The 19250-nt window shown below is 37.4% G+C and carries 19 protein-coding genes; 2 read left to right on the forward strand and 17 right to left on the reverse strand.

The window, feature by feature from the left end:
* Positions 1 to 66: 66 nt before the first annotated feature.
* From lepA to JZY04_RS10065, 3 genes are all read right to left on the reverse strand, one after another.
* Positions 67 to 1848, reverse strand: coding sequence for a translation elongation factor 4 (lepA, locus tag JZY04_RS10055; RefSeq protein WP_005778101.1), 1782 nt, complete (start codon positions 1846 to 1848; stop codon positions 67 to 69).
* Between the two features lie 125 nt (positions 1849 to 1973).
* On the reverse strand, positions 1974 to 2174 hold the full coding sequence (locus JZY04_RS10060; RefSeq protein WP_005778103.1) for a winged helix-turn-helix domain-containing protein: 201 nt from the start codon (positions 2172 to 2174) through the stop codon (positions 1974 to 1976).
* Between the two features lie 146 nt (positions 2175 to 2320).
* Entirely contained in the window at positions 2321 to 2785 is a 465-nt protein-coding gene (locus JZY04_RS10065; protein WP_122142190.1) for a C-GCAxxG-C-C family protein, read from the reverse strand.
* A gap of 70 nt (positions 2786 to 2855) precedes the next feature.
* Between JZY04_RS10065 and JZY04_RS10070 the strand changes: the two genes are divergently transcribed.
* The gene (locus JZY04_RS10070; protein WP_181996321.1) at positions 2856 to 3266 is read left to right on the forward strand and encodes a secondary thiamine-phosphate synthase enzyme YjbQ; all 411 of its coding nucleotides are present in this window, start codon (positions 2856 to 2858) and stop codon (positions 3264 to 3266) included.
* Position 3267: 1 nt separating this feature from the next.
* On the opposite strand, the gene JZY04_RS10075 is transcribed toward JZY04_RS10070, so the two are convergent.
* On the reverse strand, positions 3268 to 4029 hold the full coding sequence (locus JZY04_RS10075; RefSeq protein ID WP_005778108.1) for an exodeoxyribonuclease III: 762 nt from the start codon (positions 4027 to 4029) through the stop codon (positions 3268 to 3270).
* Between the two features lie 10 nt (positions 4030 to 4039).
* The gene (locus JZY04_RS10080) at positions 4040 to 5293 is read right to left on the reverse strand and encodes an Nramp family divalent metal transporter (protein WP_005778109.1); all 1254 of its coding nucleotides are present in this window, start codon (positions 5291 to 5293) and stop codon (positions 4040 to 4042) included.
* Between the two features lie 142 nt (positions 5294 to 5435).
* Here JZY04_RS10080 and JZY04_RS10085 point away from each other — a divergent pair, with 142 nt between their 5' ends.
* Entirely contained in the window at positions 5436 to 5828 is a 393-nt protein-coding gene (locus JZY04_RS10085; RefSeq protein ID WP_005778111.1) for a hypothetical protein, read from the forward strand.
* Between the two features lie 148 nt (positions 5829 to 5976).
* On the opposite strand, the gene JZY04_RS10090 is transcribed toward JZY04_RS10085, so the two are convergent.
* The 12 genes from JZY04_RS10090 to JZY04_RS10145 form a co-directional block, all read right to left on the reverse strand.
* Positions 5977 to 6222: a TIGR03905 family TSCPD domain-containing protein gene (locus tag JZY04_RS10090; protein WP_005778113.1), complete on the reverse strand. Its 246-nt coding sequence runs from the start codon at positions 6220 to 6222 to the stop codon at positions 5977 to 5979.
* A complete protein-coding gene (locus tag JZY04_RS10095) occupies positions 6222 to 6959 on the reverse strand; it encodes a YebC/PmpR family DNA-binding transcriptional regulator (RefSeq protein ID WP_005778114.1) in 738 nt (245 codons plus the stop codon). Before JZY04_RS10095 ends, JZY04_RS10090 begins: the two co-directional genes overlap by 1 nt.
* 98 nt (positions 6960 to 7057) lie before the next feature.
* Positions 7058 to 9520: a phenylalanine--tRNA ligase subunit beta gene (gene pheT / locus JZY04_RS10100; RefSeq protein WP_122142192.1), complete on the reverse strand. Its 2463-nt coding sequence runs from the start codon at positions 9518 to 9520 to the stop codon at positions 7058 to 7060.
* A 150-nt stretch (positions 9521 to 9670) separates the two neighbouring features.
* Entirely contained in the window at positions 9671 to 10624 is a 954-nt protein-coding gene (locus tag JZY04_RS10105; RefSeq protein WP_122142193.1) for a glycosyltransferase family 4 protein, read from the reverse strand.
* A gap of 116 nt (positions 10625 to 10740) precedes the next feature.
* Positions 10741 to 11637, reverse strand: a complete 897-nt coding sequence (locus JZY04_RS10110) for an NAD(P)-dependent oxidoreductase (protein WP_122142194.1) — start codon at positions 11635 to 11637, stop codon at positions 10741 to 10743.
* 8 nt (positions 11638 to 11645) lie between these two features.
* On the reverse strand, positions 11646 to 12398 hold the full coding sequence (locus tag JZY04_RS10115; protein WP_122142209.1) for a glycosyltransferase family 2 protein: 753 nt from the start codon (positions 12396 to 12398) through the stop codon (positions 11646 to 11648).
* On the reverse strand, positions 12395 to 13468 hold the full coding sequence (locus JZY04_RS10120) for a glycosyltransferase family 1 protein (RefSeq protein ID WP_122142195.1): 1074 nt from the start codon (positions 13466 to 13468) through the stop codon (positions 12395 to 12397). Before JZY04_RS10120 ends, JZY04_RS10115 begins: the two co-directional genes overlap by 4 nt.
* A 9-nt stretch (positions 13469 to 13477) precedes the next feature.
* Entirely contained in the window at positions 13478 to 14608 is a 1131-nt protein-coding gene (locus JZY04_RS10125; protein ID WP_220575416.1) for an O-antigen polymerase, read from the reverse strand.
* 131 nt (positions 14609 to 14739) lie between these two features.
* Positions 14740 to 15813, reverse strand: coding sequence for a glycosyltransferase (locus JZY04_RS10130; protein ID WP_122143142.1), 1074 nt, complete (start codon positions 15811 to 15813; stop codon positions 14740 to 14742).
* An 8-nt stretch (positions 15814 to 15821) separates the two neighbouring features.
* Positions 15822 to 17240 carry a lipopolysaccharide biosynthesis protein gene (locus JZY04_RS10135; RefSeq protein ID WP_014299012.1) on the reverse strand — a complete coding sequence of 473 codons (1419 nt, stop codon included), beginning with the start codon at positions 17238 to 17240 and terminating at the stop codon, positions 15822 to 15824.
* A gap of 3 nt (positions 17241 to 17243) precedes the next feature.
* A complete protein-coding gene (locus JZY04_RS10140; RefSeq protein WP_122143143.1) occupies positions 17244 to 18245 on the reverse strand; it encodes a glycosyltransferase family 10 domain-containing protein in 1002 nt (333 codons plus the stop codon).
* Positions 18246 to 18257: 12 nt separating this feature from the next.
* Positions 18258 to 19121: a glycosyltransferase family 2 protein gene (locus JZY04_RS10145; protein WP_181996475.1), complete on the reverse strand. Its 864-nt coding sequence runs from the start codon at positions 19119 to 19121 to the stop codon at positions 18258 to 18260.
* Positions 19122 to 19250: the final 129 nt, after the last annotated feature.

Raw genomic sequence — 19250 nt, forward strand, 5'->3', positions numbered from 1 at the left:
AAACTGGCTGCAACGAAATTTGTTCAGAAAGATTTCTGCTTTTTATCACGTTGCAGCCCTTATTTCCTAATCCAGTTTAAGCACGGCAAGGAACGCCTTCTGCGGCACTTCCACGTTGCCGATCTGCTTCATACGTTTTTTTCCTTTTTTCTGCTTCTCAAGCAATTTACGTTTACGGCTGATATCACCTCCGTAACATTTCGCCGTAACATCTTTACGCACAGCCTTGATCGTCTCACGTGCTATGATTTTGGCACCGATGGCAGCTTGGATGGCAATCTCAAACTGCTGTCTCGGAATCAGTTCTTTCAATTTTTCACACATCCGGCGTCCCATATCGTAGGCATTATCGAAGTGAGTCAAGGTGGAAAGCGCGTCAACCGATTCGCCATTCAACAGAATATCCAGTTTCACCAACTTAGACGGACGGAAACCATCCGGATGATAATCAAACGAAGCATAACCTTTCGAGATACTCTTCAATCTGTCATAGAAGTCGATCACAATCTCGCCCAAAGGCATATTGTAAAACAGCTCGACGCGGTTTCCAGATATATATTCCTGCTTCAACAGCTCTCCCCGCTTGCCAAGGCAAAGCGTCATGATAGGTCCGATATAATCGGTAGTTGTAATAATGGAAGCTTTGATATAAGGCTCTTCTATGTGGTCAATCATTGTCGGATCGGGCATACCGCCGGGATTATGAACTTCCGTCATATTGCCTTGCTTATCGTAGATATGATAAGATACGTTAGGAACCGTAGTAATGACGTTCATATCGAACTCACGATCCAGACGCTCCTGTACAATTTCCATGTGAAGCAACCCCAGGAAACCGCAACGGAAACCGAATCCCAGCGCCAAAGAAGATTCCGGCTGGAAAGTCAACGAAGCATCGTTCAACTGCAACTTCTCAAGCGAAGCCCGCAGATCTTCAAATTCTTCGGCCTCAATAGGATAAACTCCGGCAAACACCATCGGCTTCACCTCTTCAAATCCGGCAATCGCTTTATCACAAGGACGGGCTACATGGGTAATCGTATCTCCCACTTTCACCTCTTTCGAGGTCTTAATACCGGAAATGATATATCCAACATCCCCCGTCCGTAATTCTTTACGGGGAACCATTTCCATCTTTAACACTCCAATTTCATCGGCGACGTATTCCTTTCCGGTATTGAAGAACTTCACTTTGTCCCCCGCACGGATAACTCCGTTCGTGATTTTGAAATAAGCTATAATTCCACGGAAGGAGTTGAATACAGAGTCGAAGATCAAAGCTTGCAACGGTGCGTCTTCATCACCTTTCGGATGAGGTATACGCTCTATTACTGCTGCCAGTATTTCTTCAACACCCATACCCGTCTTACCGGATGCACGGATAATTTCATTCCTCTTGCATCCCAGCAACTCTACAATCTCGTCTTCCACCTCTTCGGGCATGGCACTCGCCATATCGCATTTATTAATGATCGGAATGATTTCAAGATCGTGCTCAATAGCCATATAAAGATTTGAGATGGTCTGTGCCTGGACCCCTTGTGATGCATCTACAATAAGCAACGCACCTTCACAGGCAGCTATCGAGCGGGACACTTCATACGAAAAGTCAACATGCCCCGGAGTATCAATCAGGTTCAAAATATACTTTTCCCCCCTGTATGTATACTCCATCTGTATGGCGTGACTTTTAATTGTAATCCCCCTCTCCTTCTCCAGGTCCATATCATCAAGCATCTGCCCTTCTGTCACTTGAATGGTATTAGTGAACTCCAACAAGCGGTCCGCTAATGTTGATTTACCATGGTCGATATGAGCTATGATGCAAAAATTTCTGATTTTATCCATCTGATACTATTATCTTAATTTAATTTGGTGCGCAAATATACACAAATGCCAGAACATAAAAAAATGCGCTGATAACATATCATAATGTATCAACGCATTTTTTTATTGGGGAAGTAGCCCACTCCTTAGTTCAATGTAACGAAGATTTCACCTTCGATTTCCTGAGTAGAGATCTTGTCTTCTCTCAACAGCCATCCGAGGCCAAGGAACAAATCTTTATCTACCAACTTAGTCGCTTTCTTAATCTGCTTGGCAGTCAGTCCTTCTGTTCCATTCAGTGCATTCCAGATTTTACCTGCAATTTCACCTGCTTTTTCTTTCAACATTTGCTTTAGAAATTTTAGTTAGACATGAGTTAAAACCTGAACAAATCAGATTTTATTTCGGCTGCAAAGATAGTTATAATTATGTTATATAACAGATTATTAGTAAGTTTTTTCTCTTCTTTGTAATGAAAACATCAATTTAACAGCTATTTTTTCTGTTTTTCGAGATATTCAGCCCATATTCTGGCTGCTTCTTCTACCATTTTCGAACAAGGTCTTTTGGCATAGTACTGTTCTGTCCGGACCTCCGGTTCGGATGAAACCGGCGCTTTCTTCTTTAAACCAAGCAGTTCGCCACAATTCAACGAACCATTTCGTTTCTTGAATTCGGCTGCAAGCTCTTGTACCAAAGCATAATTGGCAGCCTTCCCTTCACGATCGGCTCCGTCGACAGCTCCCTTCTCCAATCCGGCAAGCAGAAACATGCCACAAGCCGCTCCGCACGTTTCACGCATGCGTCCGATACCTCCACCGAACGAAGCAGCCATACGCAGTGCCTGTTCTTCAGTAAATCCATACATATCGGCAAAAGCAGCTACTACAGACTGCGAACAATTATAACCGCTCTTAAAAAGCTCAGAGGCCCGGTTTATTCTATCTTCCAGTGTCATTTTATATCTTTTTAATTTCTTGCAAATTTATTAAAAAAGTATCTTTGCCGGCAACTAACCAATGATTTTTATGGCAACAACCTTCGACATACGACTGCCGCACTATCCGCGCGGCTTTCATCTGATCACTCATGACGTCCTCTCCCTTATCCCTGAATTACCGGAAAACGGACTGTTGGTCGTGTTCATCAAACACACCTCGGCAGGCATCACCATCAACGAGAATGCAGATCCGGACGTGCGCCATGATTTTAATACGTTTTTCAACAAACTGGTACTCGATGGGGCACCTTACTTCATCCATACCGAAGAAGGACCGGACGATATGAGCGCACACATTAAGGCGTCATTAATAGGAACATCGGTCACCATTCCCATCCGAAACCACCGGCTCAACCTCGGAACCTGGCAGGGCATTTACCTGTGTGAGTTCCGTGACGGAGGAGACAGACGCAAACTGAGTATCACCATTCTCGAATAATTCAGCCAACTTCCAATGCCATCGGACAATGGTCGGAATGAACGGCATTGTTCAGGATAACGGCCTCTTTCAATAAAGAGCGCACCGGTTCGCTTACCATACAATAATCAATTCTCCACCCCTTATTCTTGGCGCGTGAGTTGAAACGATAACTCCACCAGGTGTACTCTTGCTTTTCGGGATAAAGCGTGCGGAAGGAGTCGATAAACCCTGCGGACAGGAAGCGGGTCATCCATTCCCGTTCTTCAGGCAAGAAACCACTGTTGGTGGCATTACGTACAGGGTCATGAATATCGATGGGTTCATGACAAATATTATAATCCCCGCAAAGAATCAGATTCGGACGGGATTTTCGCAGTTCGGTCACATACTTTTGGAACGCTTCAAGCCAAACCATCTTAAAAGCCTGACGTTCATCTCCGCTCGTACCCGAAGGATGATAAACACTTACCACCGACAAGTCGCCAAAATCCGCACGGATAAAACGCCCTTCATTATCATACTCTTCGATACCCATCCCATATTCGATGTGGTCAGGCTCGATTTTGGTCAATATGGCCACTCCGCTATACCCTTTCTTCTGTGCAGAGTAAAGATATGCTTTATATCCAAGCGCCTCGAATGCCTCTGCCGGATATTGGTCGGGTTGCAATTTGGTTTCCTGCAAACAAAGCACATCGGGATTCTCTTCTGCCAACCATTCGGGCAACCCTTTATTCACCGCGGCACGAAGTCCGTTCACGTTATAAGTTATAATTTTCATCGTCTATATTTTATGAGAACAACAACATGATATTCAATACAGTCACTATCGCAGCAATGGCATAAAGCACAAACGTGCTCCATCTGCTGTTTACATAATCTCCCATCACCTTACGCGAAGAGGTCAGACCTACTTGTAAGAAAACGGTAAACGGAAGCTGGATACTCAGCACCATCTGGGAAATGATCAACCCCTTAAACGGATCACCAATAAAGAAGATCAACAGCAACGCAATGCCCAACGATAAAATGACTCCTACCTGAGAGTGGCTGTCCTTGATGTGATAAGATTCACCAAAGATACCGGCAAAAATAGATCCGGCTGCCATCCCGCTGGTGATTGTAGACGAGATACCTGCCATAAGTAATGCCAGAGCAAAGACAATGGCTGCATTGCTACCAAGCAAGGGTTCAAGCAATGACTTTGCCTGTTGCAATTCTTCCACCTGGATACCGCTTTTAAAGAAAGTAGCGGCTGCCAGCAGAATCATAGCACTGTTGATGGCCCATCCCACAATCATGGAAAAGAGGGTATCAAACAGTTCATACTTTAATACCTTTTTTATAGATGCATCATCTTGCTTGTTATATTCGTGGCTTTGAATCACCTCCGAATGGAGGAAAAGATTATGAGGCATCACCACCGCTCCCAATACACTCATAATGATAAGCATACTTCCTTTGGGTATAGACGGTGTCACCCAACCTTCGATTGCCATAGGCCAGTCAATGTCTACCAGAAAAAGTTCATAAATGAACGACAGCCCGATCACCGATACAAAAGCGATAATAGAGCGTTCGATTTTCTTATATGAATTTGTAAAAAGCATAATGGATACAAAAACAGTTGTCAGCACCGCTCCCCAGATAATGGGAATATCAAGCAGCATCTCCAGAGCGATAGCCCCTCCCAGTATTTCGGCCAGCGATGTGGAGATGGAAGCGAGTACGGCTGTACCCAGAATAGGGCGTGATACCCACTTAGGAGTATACCGTGTGGCAGCCTCCGAAAGGCAAAGTCCAGTCACAATCCCCAAGTGGGCAACATTATGCTGCAATACGATCAGCATGATGGTGGACAGCGTGACCACCCACAACAGTGAGTAACCAAATTCTGAACCTGCTGCAAAATTAGAAGCCCAGTTGCCCGGATCAATAAAACCTACAGTAACCAATAAACCGGGACCAATATATCTGAAGACGTCCAAACCTCCCAGATAGCGTTTGTGGTCTTTACTTCTCAAATCTTTAAAAATATTTTTCATAAGGATGTCATGTCTCTTGTTTTTCCTCTAATTTACAGAATGTATCTACAAAGATAGCTATTAATAACAAGCAAGAACCTTGTTCGGTTCACTTTTAACAACTATCTTTGTTCCATATTCACACATTAAAAAGATTAAGCAAATGAAAAAAATCATTCTCGGAGCTTGCGCTGTTCTTTTCACGCTGGCTTCTTGCCAACAAGCTAAACAAAAGGTTTTCGAACTGGCTTCTGAACAAGTAAACAAACAGTGCCCTATCACTGTAGATGAAATGACAAGAATGGACAGTACCACTTATTCGGGCAAAGACAATACATTTACCTATTTCTATACCCTGAGCGGACAGGCTGACGATCCTACCATGTCGGAACAATTAAAGAAATCACTTGAAGAAACGCTCCCGGAAACTATAAAGAACACTGAAGAGATGAAAGTGTACAGAGAATCAGATGTGACGATTAAATATATTTATCTGTCAGGTAAAACGCAAGAAGAGCTGATGCAGGTAACAGTTACTCCCGAGATGTATAAATAAGAAGCTGTATTCTATTTAAAATAAGGGAGGCGATGAACTGACAGTTCATCGCCTCCCTTATTTTAAATAGAGCCTTTAAATGGTGCAAACAGAAGCTACGTTCGTAGTTGACAGAGGCCCTGTTTACCCCGAATACAGACTTTGTTTTTTAGAAACCCATCTCGTGCAAAGCACGGCATAGTTGGTCGGGACATGAAGTAGAACGAGTCCCGCAACGGACCCCTTCAAGTCTCGTGATCACCTCTGACACAGGCATTCCCGTCACCAAACGTGAAATGCCCTGCAGGTTGCCGTTACATCCACCCCAAAAAGCAATTTCCTTCACGATGCCATTCTCAACATCCAGTTCAATGTTCGTGCTGCAAGTGCCCTTGGTTTTATAAACGTATTTCATTATTCTTCGCCTTCGTCCTCAGCAGGTTTCATGTTTGTGTACACATTCTGTACATCTTCATCTTCTTCCAGACGCTCTACCATCTTATCGATCGTGGCACGTTGTTCCGGAGTCAGATCCTTTTCATCATTCGGAATACGGGTAAACTCAGCACCCTTCACTTCGAAACCATTCTCTTCAAGATATTTCTGAATTTGGGCAAATGACTTCGGATCACCGTAAAGTGTGATTTCATCACCATCTTCATCATATTCTTCTTCTACTCCGTAATCAATCAGTTCCAGAATCAGATCATCCATGTCCACACCTTCTTTCTTTGTGATAGTGAACATTGACTTCCAGCTGAACATAAAATCAAGGCTACCCGAAGTACCCAATGTTCCGCCAAACTTATTGAAGACACTGCGAACATTAGCCACAGTACGGGTCGTATTGTCTGTAGCAGTTTCTACAAATACTGCAATACCAAACGGACCGTAACCTTCATAATTCATCTCTTTGTAGTCCTTCTGGTCCTTGCCCATTGCATTCTTGATAGCGCGTTCCACGTTATCCTTCGGCATATTCTCACGTTTGGCAGTGGCAACTACTGCACGCAGATGCGGGTTGTTTTCAGGATCGGGACCACCGGCTTTTACAGCGATAGCAATTTGTTTACCGATTCTCGTAAATGTACGGGCCATGTTGCCCCATCTTTTCAGCTTGGTAGCTTTTCTATATTCGAACGCTCTTCCCATTGGTTTAAAATATTTGCCTCACCCCGCCTCCCCTATCCCGATAGAAGAAGCGAGCGTGAGTTTTATTAATTATTTAATTGTTATTTTTATGTTCCGTATTATCTGAGCTTTGCTCCCAGTTTATCTTCAAGGTTCTTCACCAGTTTCGACATGATTTTATCAATCATTTTATCGTTCAGAGTCTGACTCTCGTCCTGAAGCAGGAAGCTGACAGCATACGATTTCTTACCGGCTTCAAGATTCTTGCCTTCATAAACATCGAATAAAGAAACTTCTTTCAGAAGCTTTTTCTCCGTTTCATAAGCTATCTTCTCGATCTCGGCAAACTGTACTTTCTTGTCCAGTAACAGAGCAAGGTCACGTTTTACGGCCGGGAACTTAGAGATCTCTTTATAGCTTACTTTCACTGAACGGATGGCTTTCATCAACTCTTTCCAGTTCAGGTCTGCATAATAAACTTCATTATCGATATCAAAAGCTTTCAGCAGTTTCCTGGTAATTACACCGAACGTAGCCAGTCTCTTGCCACCTTTGGTGTTCACAGTCAAGGCTGTAGAATAAATATCGTCACTCAGGTTACCCACCACCAGTGTATGCAATTCCAGTCCCAAACGTTTGAGAATATTCTCTACGTAGGCTTTCAGTTCATACACAGAACTGTTTTCATCTGCATGTGCCCAAGAGTTTGATACCATCTTACCGGTTACCCACAAGCCCAAATGGTAGTCTTCTGAATAAGGAGCCAATACCTTTTCCGGATTCTTCTTTTCTGCATCAAAATGGTAACAATTACCGAATTCAAAGAATTTCAAGTCGGCATTCTTACGATTTGCATTGTGAGCAATGCTTTCCAAGCCACCGAACAACAATGTCTGACGCATGCAATTCAAGTCTGCACTCAAAGGATTCAACAGCATCACCAGATTCTTGGCAGCATAAGTTTCCATACCATCGTAATAGGCTGCCCGAGTCAAAGAGTTATTCAGTATTTCGTTGAAACCGCAACCAACCAGTTGTTCGGCTACCAGATTCTGTAACTTATTCGACTTGTCACAATCCCCTTTAGTAGTCAGACTCGACTTCAAAGTCGATGGAATTTCCACATTATTGTATCCGTAGATACGCAGGATATCTTCGATTACATCACAATCACGCTGTACATCTACCCGATAAGGAGGTACTGCCAATGTCAGTCCTTCGGCTGTCTCGTTCATGATTTTCATTTCAAGACTGGCAACAATGCTCTTAATCGTCTCTACCGGAATCACTTTACCAATCAGGCTGTGTACCTTTTCGTAAGTCAACTCGACAATAAAATCCTGTGCAGGAGCAGCACAGATATCTTTAATCTCCGAAGAAATGGTACCTCCGGCGAGTTCTTTCACCATCATGGCTGCCAGTTTCAGACAGTAGATAGTGATATTCGGATCAATACCTCTTTCGAAACGGAAAGAAGCATCTGTATTCAGACCATGGCGACGGGCAGTCTTACGTACCCATGTCGGATGAAAATAAGCACTTTCGATAAACACATCCGTTGTGGCCTCTGTAGAACCGGAATCAAGACCTCCGAAAACACCTGCAATACACATGGCGTCTTCTTTGTTGCAAATCATCAGGTCACGTTCATTCAACTTACGTTCTACTCCGTCCAGTGTAACAAACGGTGTACCCTCCGGCATTGTTTTCACAATCACTTCGCCACCTTTTATTTTGTCTGCATCAAAGCAGTGAAGCGGCTGTCCAAAAGCATGAACAATGTAGTTAGTAATATCCACTACATTATTAATAGGCCGCAATCCGATGATACGTAACTTATTCTGCAACCATTCCGGGCTCTCTTTTACTGTAACGCCCTTCACGGTAACGCCTGCATAACGAGGACATGCTTCACTGTTTTCCACAGTTACCTTGATATCCAGATCATGATTTTCGACAGCAAAAGCATCGACAGACGGATTGGTTAATACAGCTTGTTTACCATTCTGTATCAGATAAGCATACAAGTCACGCGCCACTCCATAGTGTGAACAAGCATCCGCACGGTTCGGAGTAATATCTACTTCAAGTACATAGTCGCTCTTTACATTATAATAATCTTTGGCAAGTGTTCCCGGCACTGCGTCTTCCGGCAATACAATGATGCCGTCATGTGATGTTCCGATACCAATTTCGTCCTCAGCACAAATCATACCAATAGACTCTACACCACGAATCTTCGACTTCTTGATCGTAAAACATTCGTCACCATCATAAAGCTTCGTGCCCAGAGTGGCAACAACTACTTTTTGTCCGGCAGCGACATTAGGTGCTCCGCACACAATCTGAGTAGGTTCGCCGTTACCCAAATTTACGGTTGTGATGTGTAAATGGTCTGAATTCGGATGTTCAACGCAAGTCAGCACTTCGCCAATCACGAGGCCTTCCAGTCCGCCTTTAATCGTTTGAACTTCTTCCACTCCACCTGTTTCCAGTCCGATAGAAGTCAGCGCAGCCGCCACTTCATCGGGCGTCAGATCGAAATTGACATACTCTTTCAGCCAATTATAAGAGATATTCATATCATTAAGTTTTTTATGTTTTCAAAAGTGACCCGCAAAGTTAATAAGATTTTTTGGTTGACAGGGAATGAATGCTTATAAAAAAACTCCCGGTCACCTTTAAAAAAGGATGACCGGGAGGCTTTTTTCATCAGACTTGCCACCGAAGCATCATTCTGTCATCTGATGCAGGTGGAAATATTTCTTCATAAACAAGACATACACTACACTTAATACGATGATTGCTCCCATCAAATAGCAATAACCATTGCCGGGAATTAACAGATAGCCAACTATAATTACAGCTTGTGACATCATATAAATCAATGAAACCACCACATGTGGAATTTTCAATTCATTTGCCATCAACTGGTATAGATGCTTGCGATGCGGCAAACCAATATTTTCATGTAACATAAGCCGATGGATAATAGTCAGTACACTGTCTACTCCATACACCGCAAGCAAAACGATCCAGCTAAAATCCCCTGTCCGGATTATTAATTTGCCTATCAAAAAAAGAACAACGAAAGCAATACTGACCGATCCGACATCTCCGGCAAAGCATTTTGCTCTCTTGCGAAAATTGAAAAAATTAAATACCAATACCGCACAAAGCATAGTGTATATAAGATCCCCTTCCACAAAATGAACCATTTGCATATTGACAAAGGCTAAAGCAAGTAATACAATTAAAGAATAACCTCCTGTTATGCCATTAATCCCGTCCATAAAGTTATAAGCATTAATAATTCCCGTACAAACAATCAGGGCAACAAAGACCGTCCACCAAGGCAAACTGAACAATCCCCATTGATAGAACATTAAAGCCATTGCCGTAAAATGAAAGACTAAACGCAATCCTTGTGAGGTAGAACGGATATCATCCACAAAACTGATAAAAGTAATCAAGGTCAAGGCCAATATGAACCAGGGATATTCAAAATGGTTTGTCAGAAAATAAACCAACGCCCCCAAATAAAAGATAATTCCCCCACCCCGCAGCGTGATCCGGGTGTGCGAACTACGCTCGTTAGGTTTATCGATAATGTTACATTTATCAGCGATACGAAAATAAAGAAGTTCTACTAAGAATAGCAGAACTAAAATCATCAAATAATACATAAATTATTCATTCTTGTCTATTAAATGAAACCAAAACTGAAGCCCTAAAAAGACTAAAGCTGCCAATCCCATCAAAAGCCCTATTATCCAAAGAAGAATATCCACCACACTTTCTTCTATTCTATTCGAAAATTCTCTAAAACATTCATAGGTTTCCATCCAAGTTCTCGTACTGCCTTTTCATTACTAAAAGTCAAAGAGCTTGTGATTTTACAAAGTTTCAAAGAATTAATCGGAGCTTTTGCTCCCAGACAGTCGCCCATTACAGCCATACTTTTAGCCAACCAATAAGGAATAGATATTGGTGTTTTTTTATTCAATTGCTTACATATCACCATCTCTAATTCACGAAAACTCGGCTGGTAACTGTCACAAACATTATATATTCCACCCTTTTCTATTAACATAGGAAGAAGATTTGCAATATCCTGAACCATCAGAACACTCTTTCTTGCTTTTCCTCCTGCAATACTCAGATACTTATTAGTTTTAATCCCATGAATCATCGCTCCTAAATTTCCCGGAGGATTAGGTCCGGCAATCAAAGAAGGCCGCAGTATGCTCAATTTTACATTATGCATAGCACACCACCCTTCCAAATATTTCTCAGCCTTAATCTTACTCAAAGCATAAGGAGTCGTTCCATTCAAAGGATGCTCTTCCGTGATATTCTCACCCGAATCACAACCATAAACAGCAACGGTACTAATAAAAATGAAAGCTTTAGGAATGCTACTATTCTCTAAAGCAGTGCATAAGTTCTTAGTACCCTGAAGATTTACATCAAAAAAGGCTTGTTTTTCCTGTTCATTTTCAGGTATCGTATGAGCTTTTCCTGCAGCATGGAGTACAACATCGTACTTGATGTTCAGTTTAGGAATATCCGACACTAAATTTATAGTATAATTATCCAGAAGAGTTAAGCCAATAGTTTCTAAGTTGTACTTTTCTTTTAGTAAAGGATAGATATTGTGCCCCAAAAAACCGGAAGCGCCAGTAAAAAGAAGATTCATTGATTATATTATTGAAAATATTGCTTGATTTTGGGTAATAAACGATATAAAGGATATAGCATACTCACTTTTATCCCGTTCTTTTTAAAAGCATTTATGCATTCAAGATTTCCTTTTCTAATATTAGATAGATTCTTACTTGTAGTTCCCCCTAATCGCATCCTGACTAAAGGTTCAGGAAGATAATATAATTTGATATGCTCTTTATCAATCAAACGAAGCATCAACTCAAAATCTGCTGCGAACTTAAAATCTAAATCGAACAACCCATATCTCTGATATACTTCTCTCTTCACATAAAATGTAGGATGAGCTGGATGCCACCCTTTACTGAAAGGACGTTGGCTTCCTGATTTCCAATACCGAACTATTTTAGATATATCGTTTTGAGCAACATAATATAAATCAGCATAAACAGCATCAATAGAATTATCTGCTTCAAAGCATTTTATCACTTTTTCAATTGCATTAGGATCAGATATTAAATCGTCAGAATTAATAATCCCAATCACATCTCCTGTTGCCATTTGAAAACCTTTATTCATCGCATCATACAAGCCATTGTCCTTTTCACTAATCCACTTCAGGCGTCCATTAAACAATGGCTCATACTCTTTTATAATCGCCACAGTGTTATCTTTCGAAAAACCATCTATTATTATGTACTCTATAGCTTGATGAGTTTGTGATAATACGGAAGTTATAGTATCACGCAGTGTCTGTGCACTATTATAAGTTACTGTAACTAATGAGAAACTTATTTTTTTGTTTTCTCCCATACTTCCTTATATAAAGCGATTACTTGCTCATACATTTTGTCCCATGTAAAGCGTTTTGCATTCTCTATTCCTTTATAAATAAGATCTTCACGTTCCTTTTTTATCTTCAATACATTAAAACATTTTGTTATAGATTCTATTGACAATACATCAAGCAATAACGGAGTATCACCTATTATTTCAGGAATAGATGAAGCATTGTATGCAATAACAGGACAACCTGCCCTCTGTGCCTCTAATACAGGGATTCCAAAGCCTTCGTATTCCGAAGGATACAAAAGAGCCATTGCTCCATTATACAGACAATTAAGTTCTTCATTAGAAACACGTCCCATTTCCATGAAATTGGACTGTCCCAATTCTGTTTGTAAAAAGTCCAACTCTTCAGCAAGTAGAGGTGCACCAACTATCACTAATTTTAATCTATTACATGCTACCGCCTTTACTGCTAATTCAAAGTTTTTATACTTTTCACGAGAGCCTACAAATAGCATATAGGTTTCTAATTCAAAAGGTAATTCAAGTTCTTCTCTTTCTTTAATTGGAAAATAATCATCAGAAACTCCATTATGAATAACACGTATTTTAGTTTCATTGATATCCGGTAGAAACTTCAATAAATCACGTTTTGTATTCTCTGATATACATATTATAAAATTTGATTTGGATATAGCACGATGTTTTTGCCATAAATGAATCCTTTTTTTTAAACCCTTATAATAGTATTCATATGTAAAATCATGAACAGTTGTGATATTAATGGCATTAGGATTACTGCAAGTACGATAATAAGAAGAATGAAAGATAAATTTCTCATTCTTGACAACCCTAGGTGAGAAATATCTAGTAATACTTAGAAACCTTTTCTTTCTAACTTGAACACTTTTAGAATTAAGATTCAACTGCCTACGATTTATATTACTCATAACATCATACTCTAAGCACTCAAAATTCAAATTGCCAAGTTGCAATCTTTTCAATAATTCAGACCAAACAACAGAAATACCTCCGGACCTTTGCAATGAAAAAATTATATTATCAAGAACTAACATATGTATTATTTAGCTGGTTCTAATTACTACGCGATTAATAAAAGAGATGAGCTTTACTAAAAAATAAAATATAAAAACAGAGAGTGGAAATGGGAAAAATTGCAAAAAATTAGGAGCAAATAATATCAATACCGCATATATATATAATGGATTTGATATTATACGTTCCAACCTTCTATCTACAAAAATTATATAGTAACAAAATACCTGAAACCATAATTGAAAGTTAAAAAAAGAATATACAATAACTCCTATTAAACCAAAATCTGCAAAATAAGGAACTGGCCCACCAAAAGCCGGAGTATGAGTCGCCTCTGCAGCACCTGGAAAAAAATGTTCATTAACTAATAAGAAGCCATAAACGTACGGTTTATCAGGAAACAAACTTCTTGGAACAAGTGCCCAATAATCAGTTAAGCCTATTTGACCATAAAATAAGTTTATTCCATTTGAGAAATACTCTTTATAATACATTGCACTATTAACATAATAATCAAAATATGTAGCAATTTCGCTCAAATCAAAACTTCCAAAATTAAGAAGCATTGGAATAAATATGATTGGAGTGGCATACCCTATAATTTTGCCCAGATTATCTACATTTCTAAACCAGAGAACACTAATCGTATAAATGCAGAAATTTAACATAATATGTTTTGAACCTAAGAACCAAGCAAAAAAGATATATACAATTGAAAAAAGATAGATACTTCTATTCTTTCTCAAAAAAAGTAACAATATGGAAAATGAAGTGGAAAGGAATAGTAAAGCGAAAGCATAATATTCTCCAGCACCAACCCGGTGATATTGATAACCGGTTCTAGGAGATAAAATCCAATTTATAAAACCGAAAGTTGAAGATAATAAATAAAAAGAAATAAGAAACAAGAGTAAAAAAACAAATGAGACTAAAAACATCTTAGTTCTTTTTATTCTCCATTTCGGTGTAATTTTATACAAAAAATTAGTTATACTATAGTGATATGATCTAAATATTTTAAATAATATTATTGTAACATACAGAGTTATTATTAACTGAATATTTGCCATCAGAATAGCAAAGTTATAATACTTATCAAAGAGTCCATCACTAAGTAAATATGCTGGTCCAAAAAAAGCTTTAAACAAAGCTATTGGCATAGTAACTACGACTAATATAGTAATTGGGTTTAATAACTTTAATTTTAGAGATTTAGATATATATATTGGATAATATATAGTCAAAAACACGAAAAAAAACAAATTAATTAAACATAGGAAGTCCATCATTATTAAAAGCTATCCTTTAACTGTTTTATAATATAACCAATATCAAATACGAGTGCTCGCTCTTTCAAAAACTCAGAATTAAGAGGATTATTAATGGCCTTCATAATAAACGACGCAAATTTATTGGGATTTTCAAATTCATCATAAATAAAACCATATTTTCCATTTTCTAATATTTCCATAGGTCCTAAAGTTGGAGTAGACACTATATTTGTACCTAAAGCTAAAGCTTCTGCCACGACCAATGAAAAACTTTCAGAGAAAGATGATAAGACAATTAACTCAGCTTTGCTTATATATGGATAAGGATTAGATAATGCTCCTAAAAAAAATACATTTTGATTTGTTTTTTTATTTTGATACTCTCTATTCAACTCACCAGAGCCAATAATCACCAAATTCAAGTCAGTATATGATGCTGAAATTAATTCAAAAGCATCTAATAATAATGATAAATTTTTAACAGGGCACAACCTTCCAACAAAAAGAATGTACTTTGAAGGTAGTTCAAATTCTGTTGTTTCCTGTGCTCTCAAATTTATTAATTTAATATCAATAGGATTATATATACGAGTAATTTTTTCCATTGGTACATTATGACAACATAAAAAACCAGTAATACCATCAGATACAGAAATTACTCTATCACTAAAACGATAGAAAAACCTTATAAACAAAGGTAATAATTTGCCATACCACCCTAATGATATAGACTCTATATTATAGTAATTATGTTGAGTGATTAACAATTTTATTTTTAACCTGAATAAACGAACTAATATCAAAGCAACTATATTGGGAAAATCTGGTCCTGCAATTAAGACATCAGGAGAATATGCTTTAAGATTATACAATAAAGGTAACCAACAAAGTCCAAGACGCTTATTTAGTGAGACAACTATAATACTAGTATTCACCAAAGATAATAGTTCACCTTCTTTTTTACAAACAAAAATTAGAACTTCATAATAATCATCCTCAATCAGTTTATTGGCATATGTTATAAATACCTTTTCCACTCCTCCAACATGAAAACTAGGGAAAAAGAAAGCAATTTTCTTTTTATGAGATAGCATATATAGTATTATCTATTTTTAATATATTTCAAAAAATATAGTAATTCTTTATTTTTCAAGAAAAAAAGAATTGAAAAATAACCCATACAAAACGACAATGAAATAGCTATCACCTGAATATATGGGTTATCAATTACCAAATAAAACAAAGAAGAAAATGCAGCTACAATCATACCAGAAATAAATAATGATATTGAATCCTTTATTTGTGATAAGATACCGTAATTAATATAGCGTCCCGTAAAATGTGAATCAATGAATAAATTTATAAAAGCTAAAATACATTGCCCCAAAACAAAATAGTACAGTCCATATTTTAAACTAATAATAAGACACAATAATCCTAATGGAATCTTTATCAATTCAACTTTCAATGCAACATCAGAACGACCTGCGGCCAATGCACAATTCAAATTTATTATTCCATTACTTTGGAACAGTCTAATTAAACAGTATATTTGAATTATTGGAACACATGGTAACCACTTATCAGTTAATAATATAACTACCAAAGGTTTTGATAAAAGAGCTAATAAAAACATCATAGGTAAAGTTACGGTCATCACTAATTTTATAAAATTTCTTGCCTGTGATGTGAATTCAAACATATCATTTTTTCTCTCCGCTAAAAGGGGTAAAGATACATTTGAAAAAATAGAAGAAAGTGCTCCTTGAATAAAAGAAGGGAACTGCTGCCCTCGTGTATAATACCCTAAACTCGAAACCGACAGTTGTTTTGCTATAAAAATATTATTTATATTGCTAACAATCTGATTGACAAATGTACCCAAAAAGATCTTACTACTATAAGAATACAATTCCTTGAAAGATGACTTTGAAAAAACAATTTTTGGTACCCACCTAGTTGAAAACCAAACAACAAAAAATAAAATCAGACTTCTAAATAAATACTGGCAGACTAATGCCCAAACTCCCATTCGATTCAGAGCCAGTACAATAGCTAATACACCACTTAAAAAAGTAGAAAGGAAGTTAGCTTTTGCCAACGATCTAAAAGAAAAAGAAGCTATCAAATGGCTCATCTGAACAACAGAAAGTGCATTTAGTAATAGAGTGAACGATGAGACTCTTAACAATAAAACCAAATTCTGATTTTCATAAAAATCAGCAATAAACGGAGCTGTAACCCATAATATTGTCATGCAACACAAACTCACAACAATATTAAAAAAAAATACAGTTGAAGAATCAATATCTGTTCTATCAGTTTTCTGAATCAATCCTTTACCAAAACCACTATCAACAAAAATATCACAAAAGGTAAAAAAAACCATTATAATGCCAATAATACCATAATCATTAGGAGATAATAGCCTAGAAAGAACAATCCCTATTAAAAATTGAATACCTTGTACAGAAAAACGGTCAATAAATTGCCAAAATAAGCTTATAGTAGTCCTATTCATAAACTATATTTCCCATCCCCAATATTTGAGAATACGAGTTCTAACTCTTGTTTCAAAAGTTCTATAAAGTGGCTGTATCGTACATTCAGTTTTCACTTCTTTTTTGGACATTATTTCGTTTTTCGACACATAAGTCGACATCATAGCAAACAAATTATACTTATCTAATACATCTCTTTTAGCAGAAAGGATATGATTCTTTCTACTAGAAAAGAGGTCATTTCTTATTGCATCTTCTATTTTTACAGCCATTTTATCTACATCTTCCAAATTCAATACTTCAAAAGCATTCTTATCAAAATATGAATCAAGATTAGGGCATCCCGAATAAAAAGGAAATGTTAAACTGAGATATGCATCAGCTAATTTCTCAGTCCAATAATCCCAATATCTGCAATTTTCCATTACCAACGAATACTTATACATAGATAATATATCATATTTATCATCCACTTTATTAAAACCAGCTCCATAAACATCCATTAGTTCAGGAATCCGCTCTTTTAAACCAAGAACCAAATCTAACCTTTGTCTATGTCCTTTAGTCATAGCTTTATTAGAGGTAATAACTACAATCTTATCTTTCTTATCCAATGCATGTTCTTCACAGAAAAAACTATAATCCAAATAATTATTCATATCCCATTCTGCAGGTAAAGACTTTAACTTCGCACCCACCATCCAAGGTAACGCAGGATTCGAACAACATGCTTTTTCCCTCTTTAACAAATTCTTCTGACACGTCAAAACATGTGAAAATTGATCTACATATTTATGAGGATACAATTTTACATAGGGAGGTTCTCCAGTTATTAGAATAAGATTTTCCGAAGGACAAATAGTTTTCTCCGTATCATTTAGTTCATCAAGAACAAACCAATAATCACATTCTGCTACATCTGTATTTATATAAAAACAACAATCACCCCATTTTGCAGAAGAGTTGGGCGTTTGCCTAATAATAGGAGGAGCAGAGTCAGGTATTGAAACTTTAATATTAATCATAAACAATCAATATCACATCATTAATACTTTTTTTGCAATAAATCGAACGAATAACTTAAATGGAGAATAATAAAGAAATATCCTCATATATCTATAAAATGCCTTCCCTTTAATACTCTTGATTCCTTTGCTTGATAGTTCACCATATAAATTTTGTATTCTGAAATTTAAAACGATAGAATCTCTCCGTCTAAAATTGGAATGATTAATTAAAAACCGAATCTGATCGTTTTTTTGCCAATATTCCCAAACTGCACTATCCTGTCCAGAATGCTCATAATAATCCATTAATGGCTCCGATATCCAATAAACCGTACCCCAATTTAATAATTTTATAATAAAAGTAGAATCGCAATACTTTCCCCCTTCGCTTATTTCAAAACTGACTTTCTTAGCAATACAGCTTCTATACATATAAGATGGAAAAGGTAAAATATCATTTGTAATATACCTAACACACATATCATGCTCTGTTAATATACATACATCTCGTTTCAGTTTGTTGAAAATTCTCCTTTTTCCCTTACGTAAATTTATAATATATGCATTACTTGCCACCGCTACATAAGATTCACTTTCCCGTATTTTATTATAAAGAGATTCAATCATATTCATATGCATCACATCATCATCATGAAATATCATGAAGAAGTCCGATGTAACCTCAGATAAAATTAGATTTAAATGCTCAATTCCTCCCACTGGTGGTTCACGTTTTATATAAATAAAATCAGGAAATATATATGTTTTTCTTATTAATTCTTCCGTTAAACTATTTGTCGAATTATCCGAAACAATTAAAGTAAAATTAGTAAAAGATTGTTTCCGTACAGACTCTATTGCATTAATTACACAATCAGGTCTATTATAAGTCATTATATATATCTGCATTTCTTCCAGTAAACATTTAAAACATACTATACATTTCCAAAAATGGACATCTACTATCACGCTTCACTATAAGCAGAATATTTTTTACTATCATTCACAAATAATCTATTAAAA

Source organism: Bacteroides sp. 11BF, assembly GCF_019633765.1.
GTDB lineage: Bacteria > Bacteroidota > Bacteroidia > Bacteroidales > Bacteroidaceae > Bacteroides > Bacteroides hominis.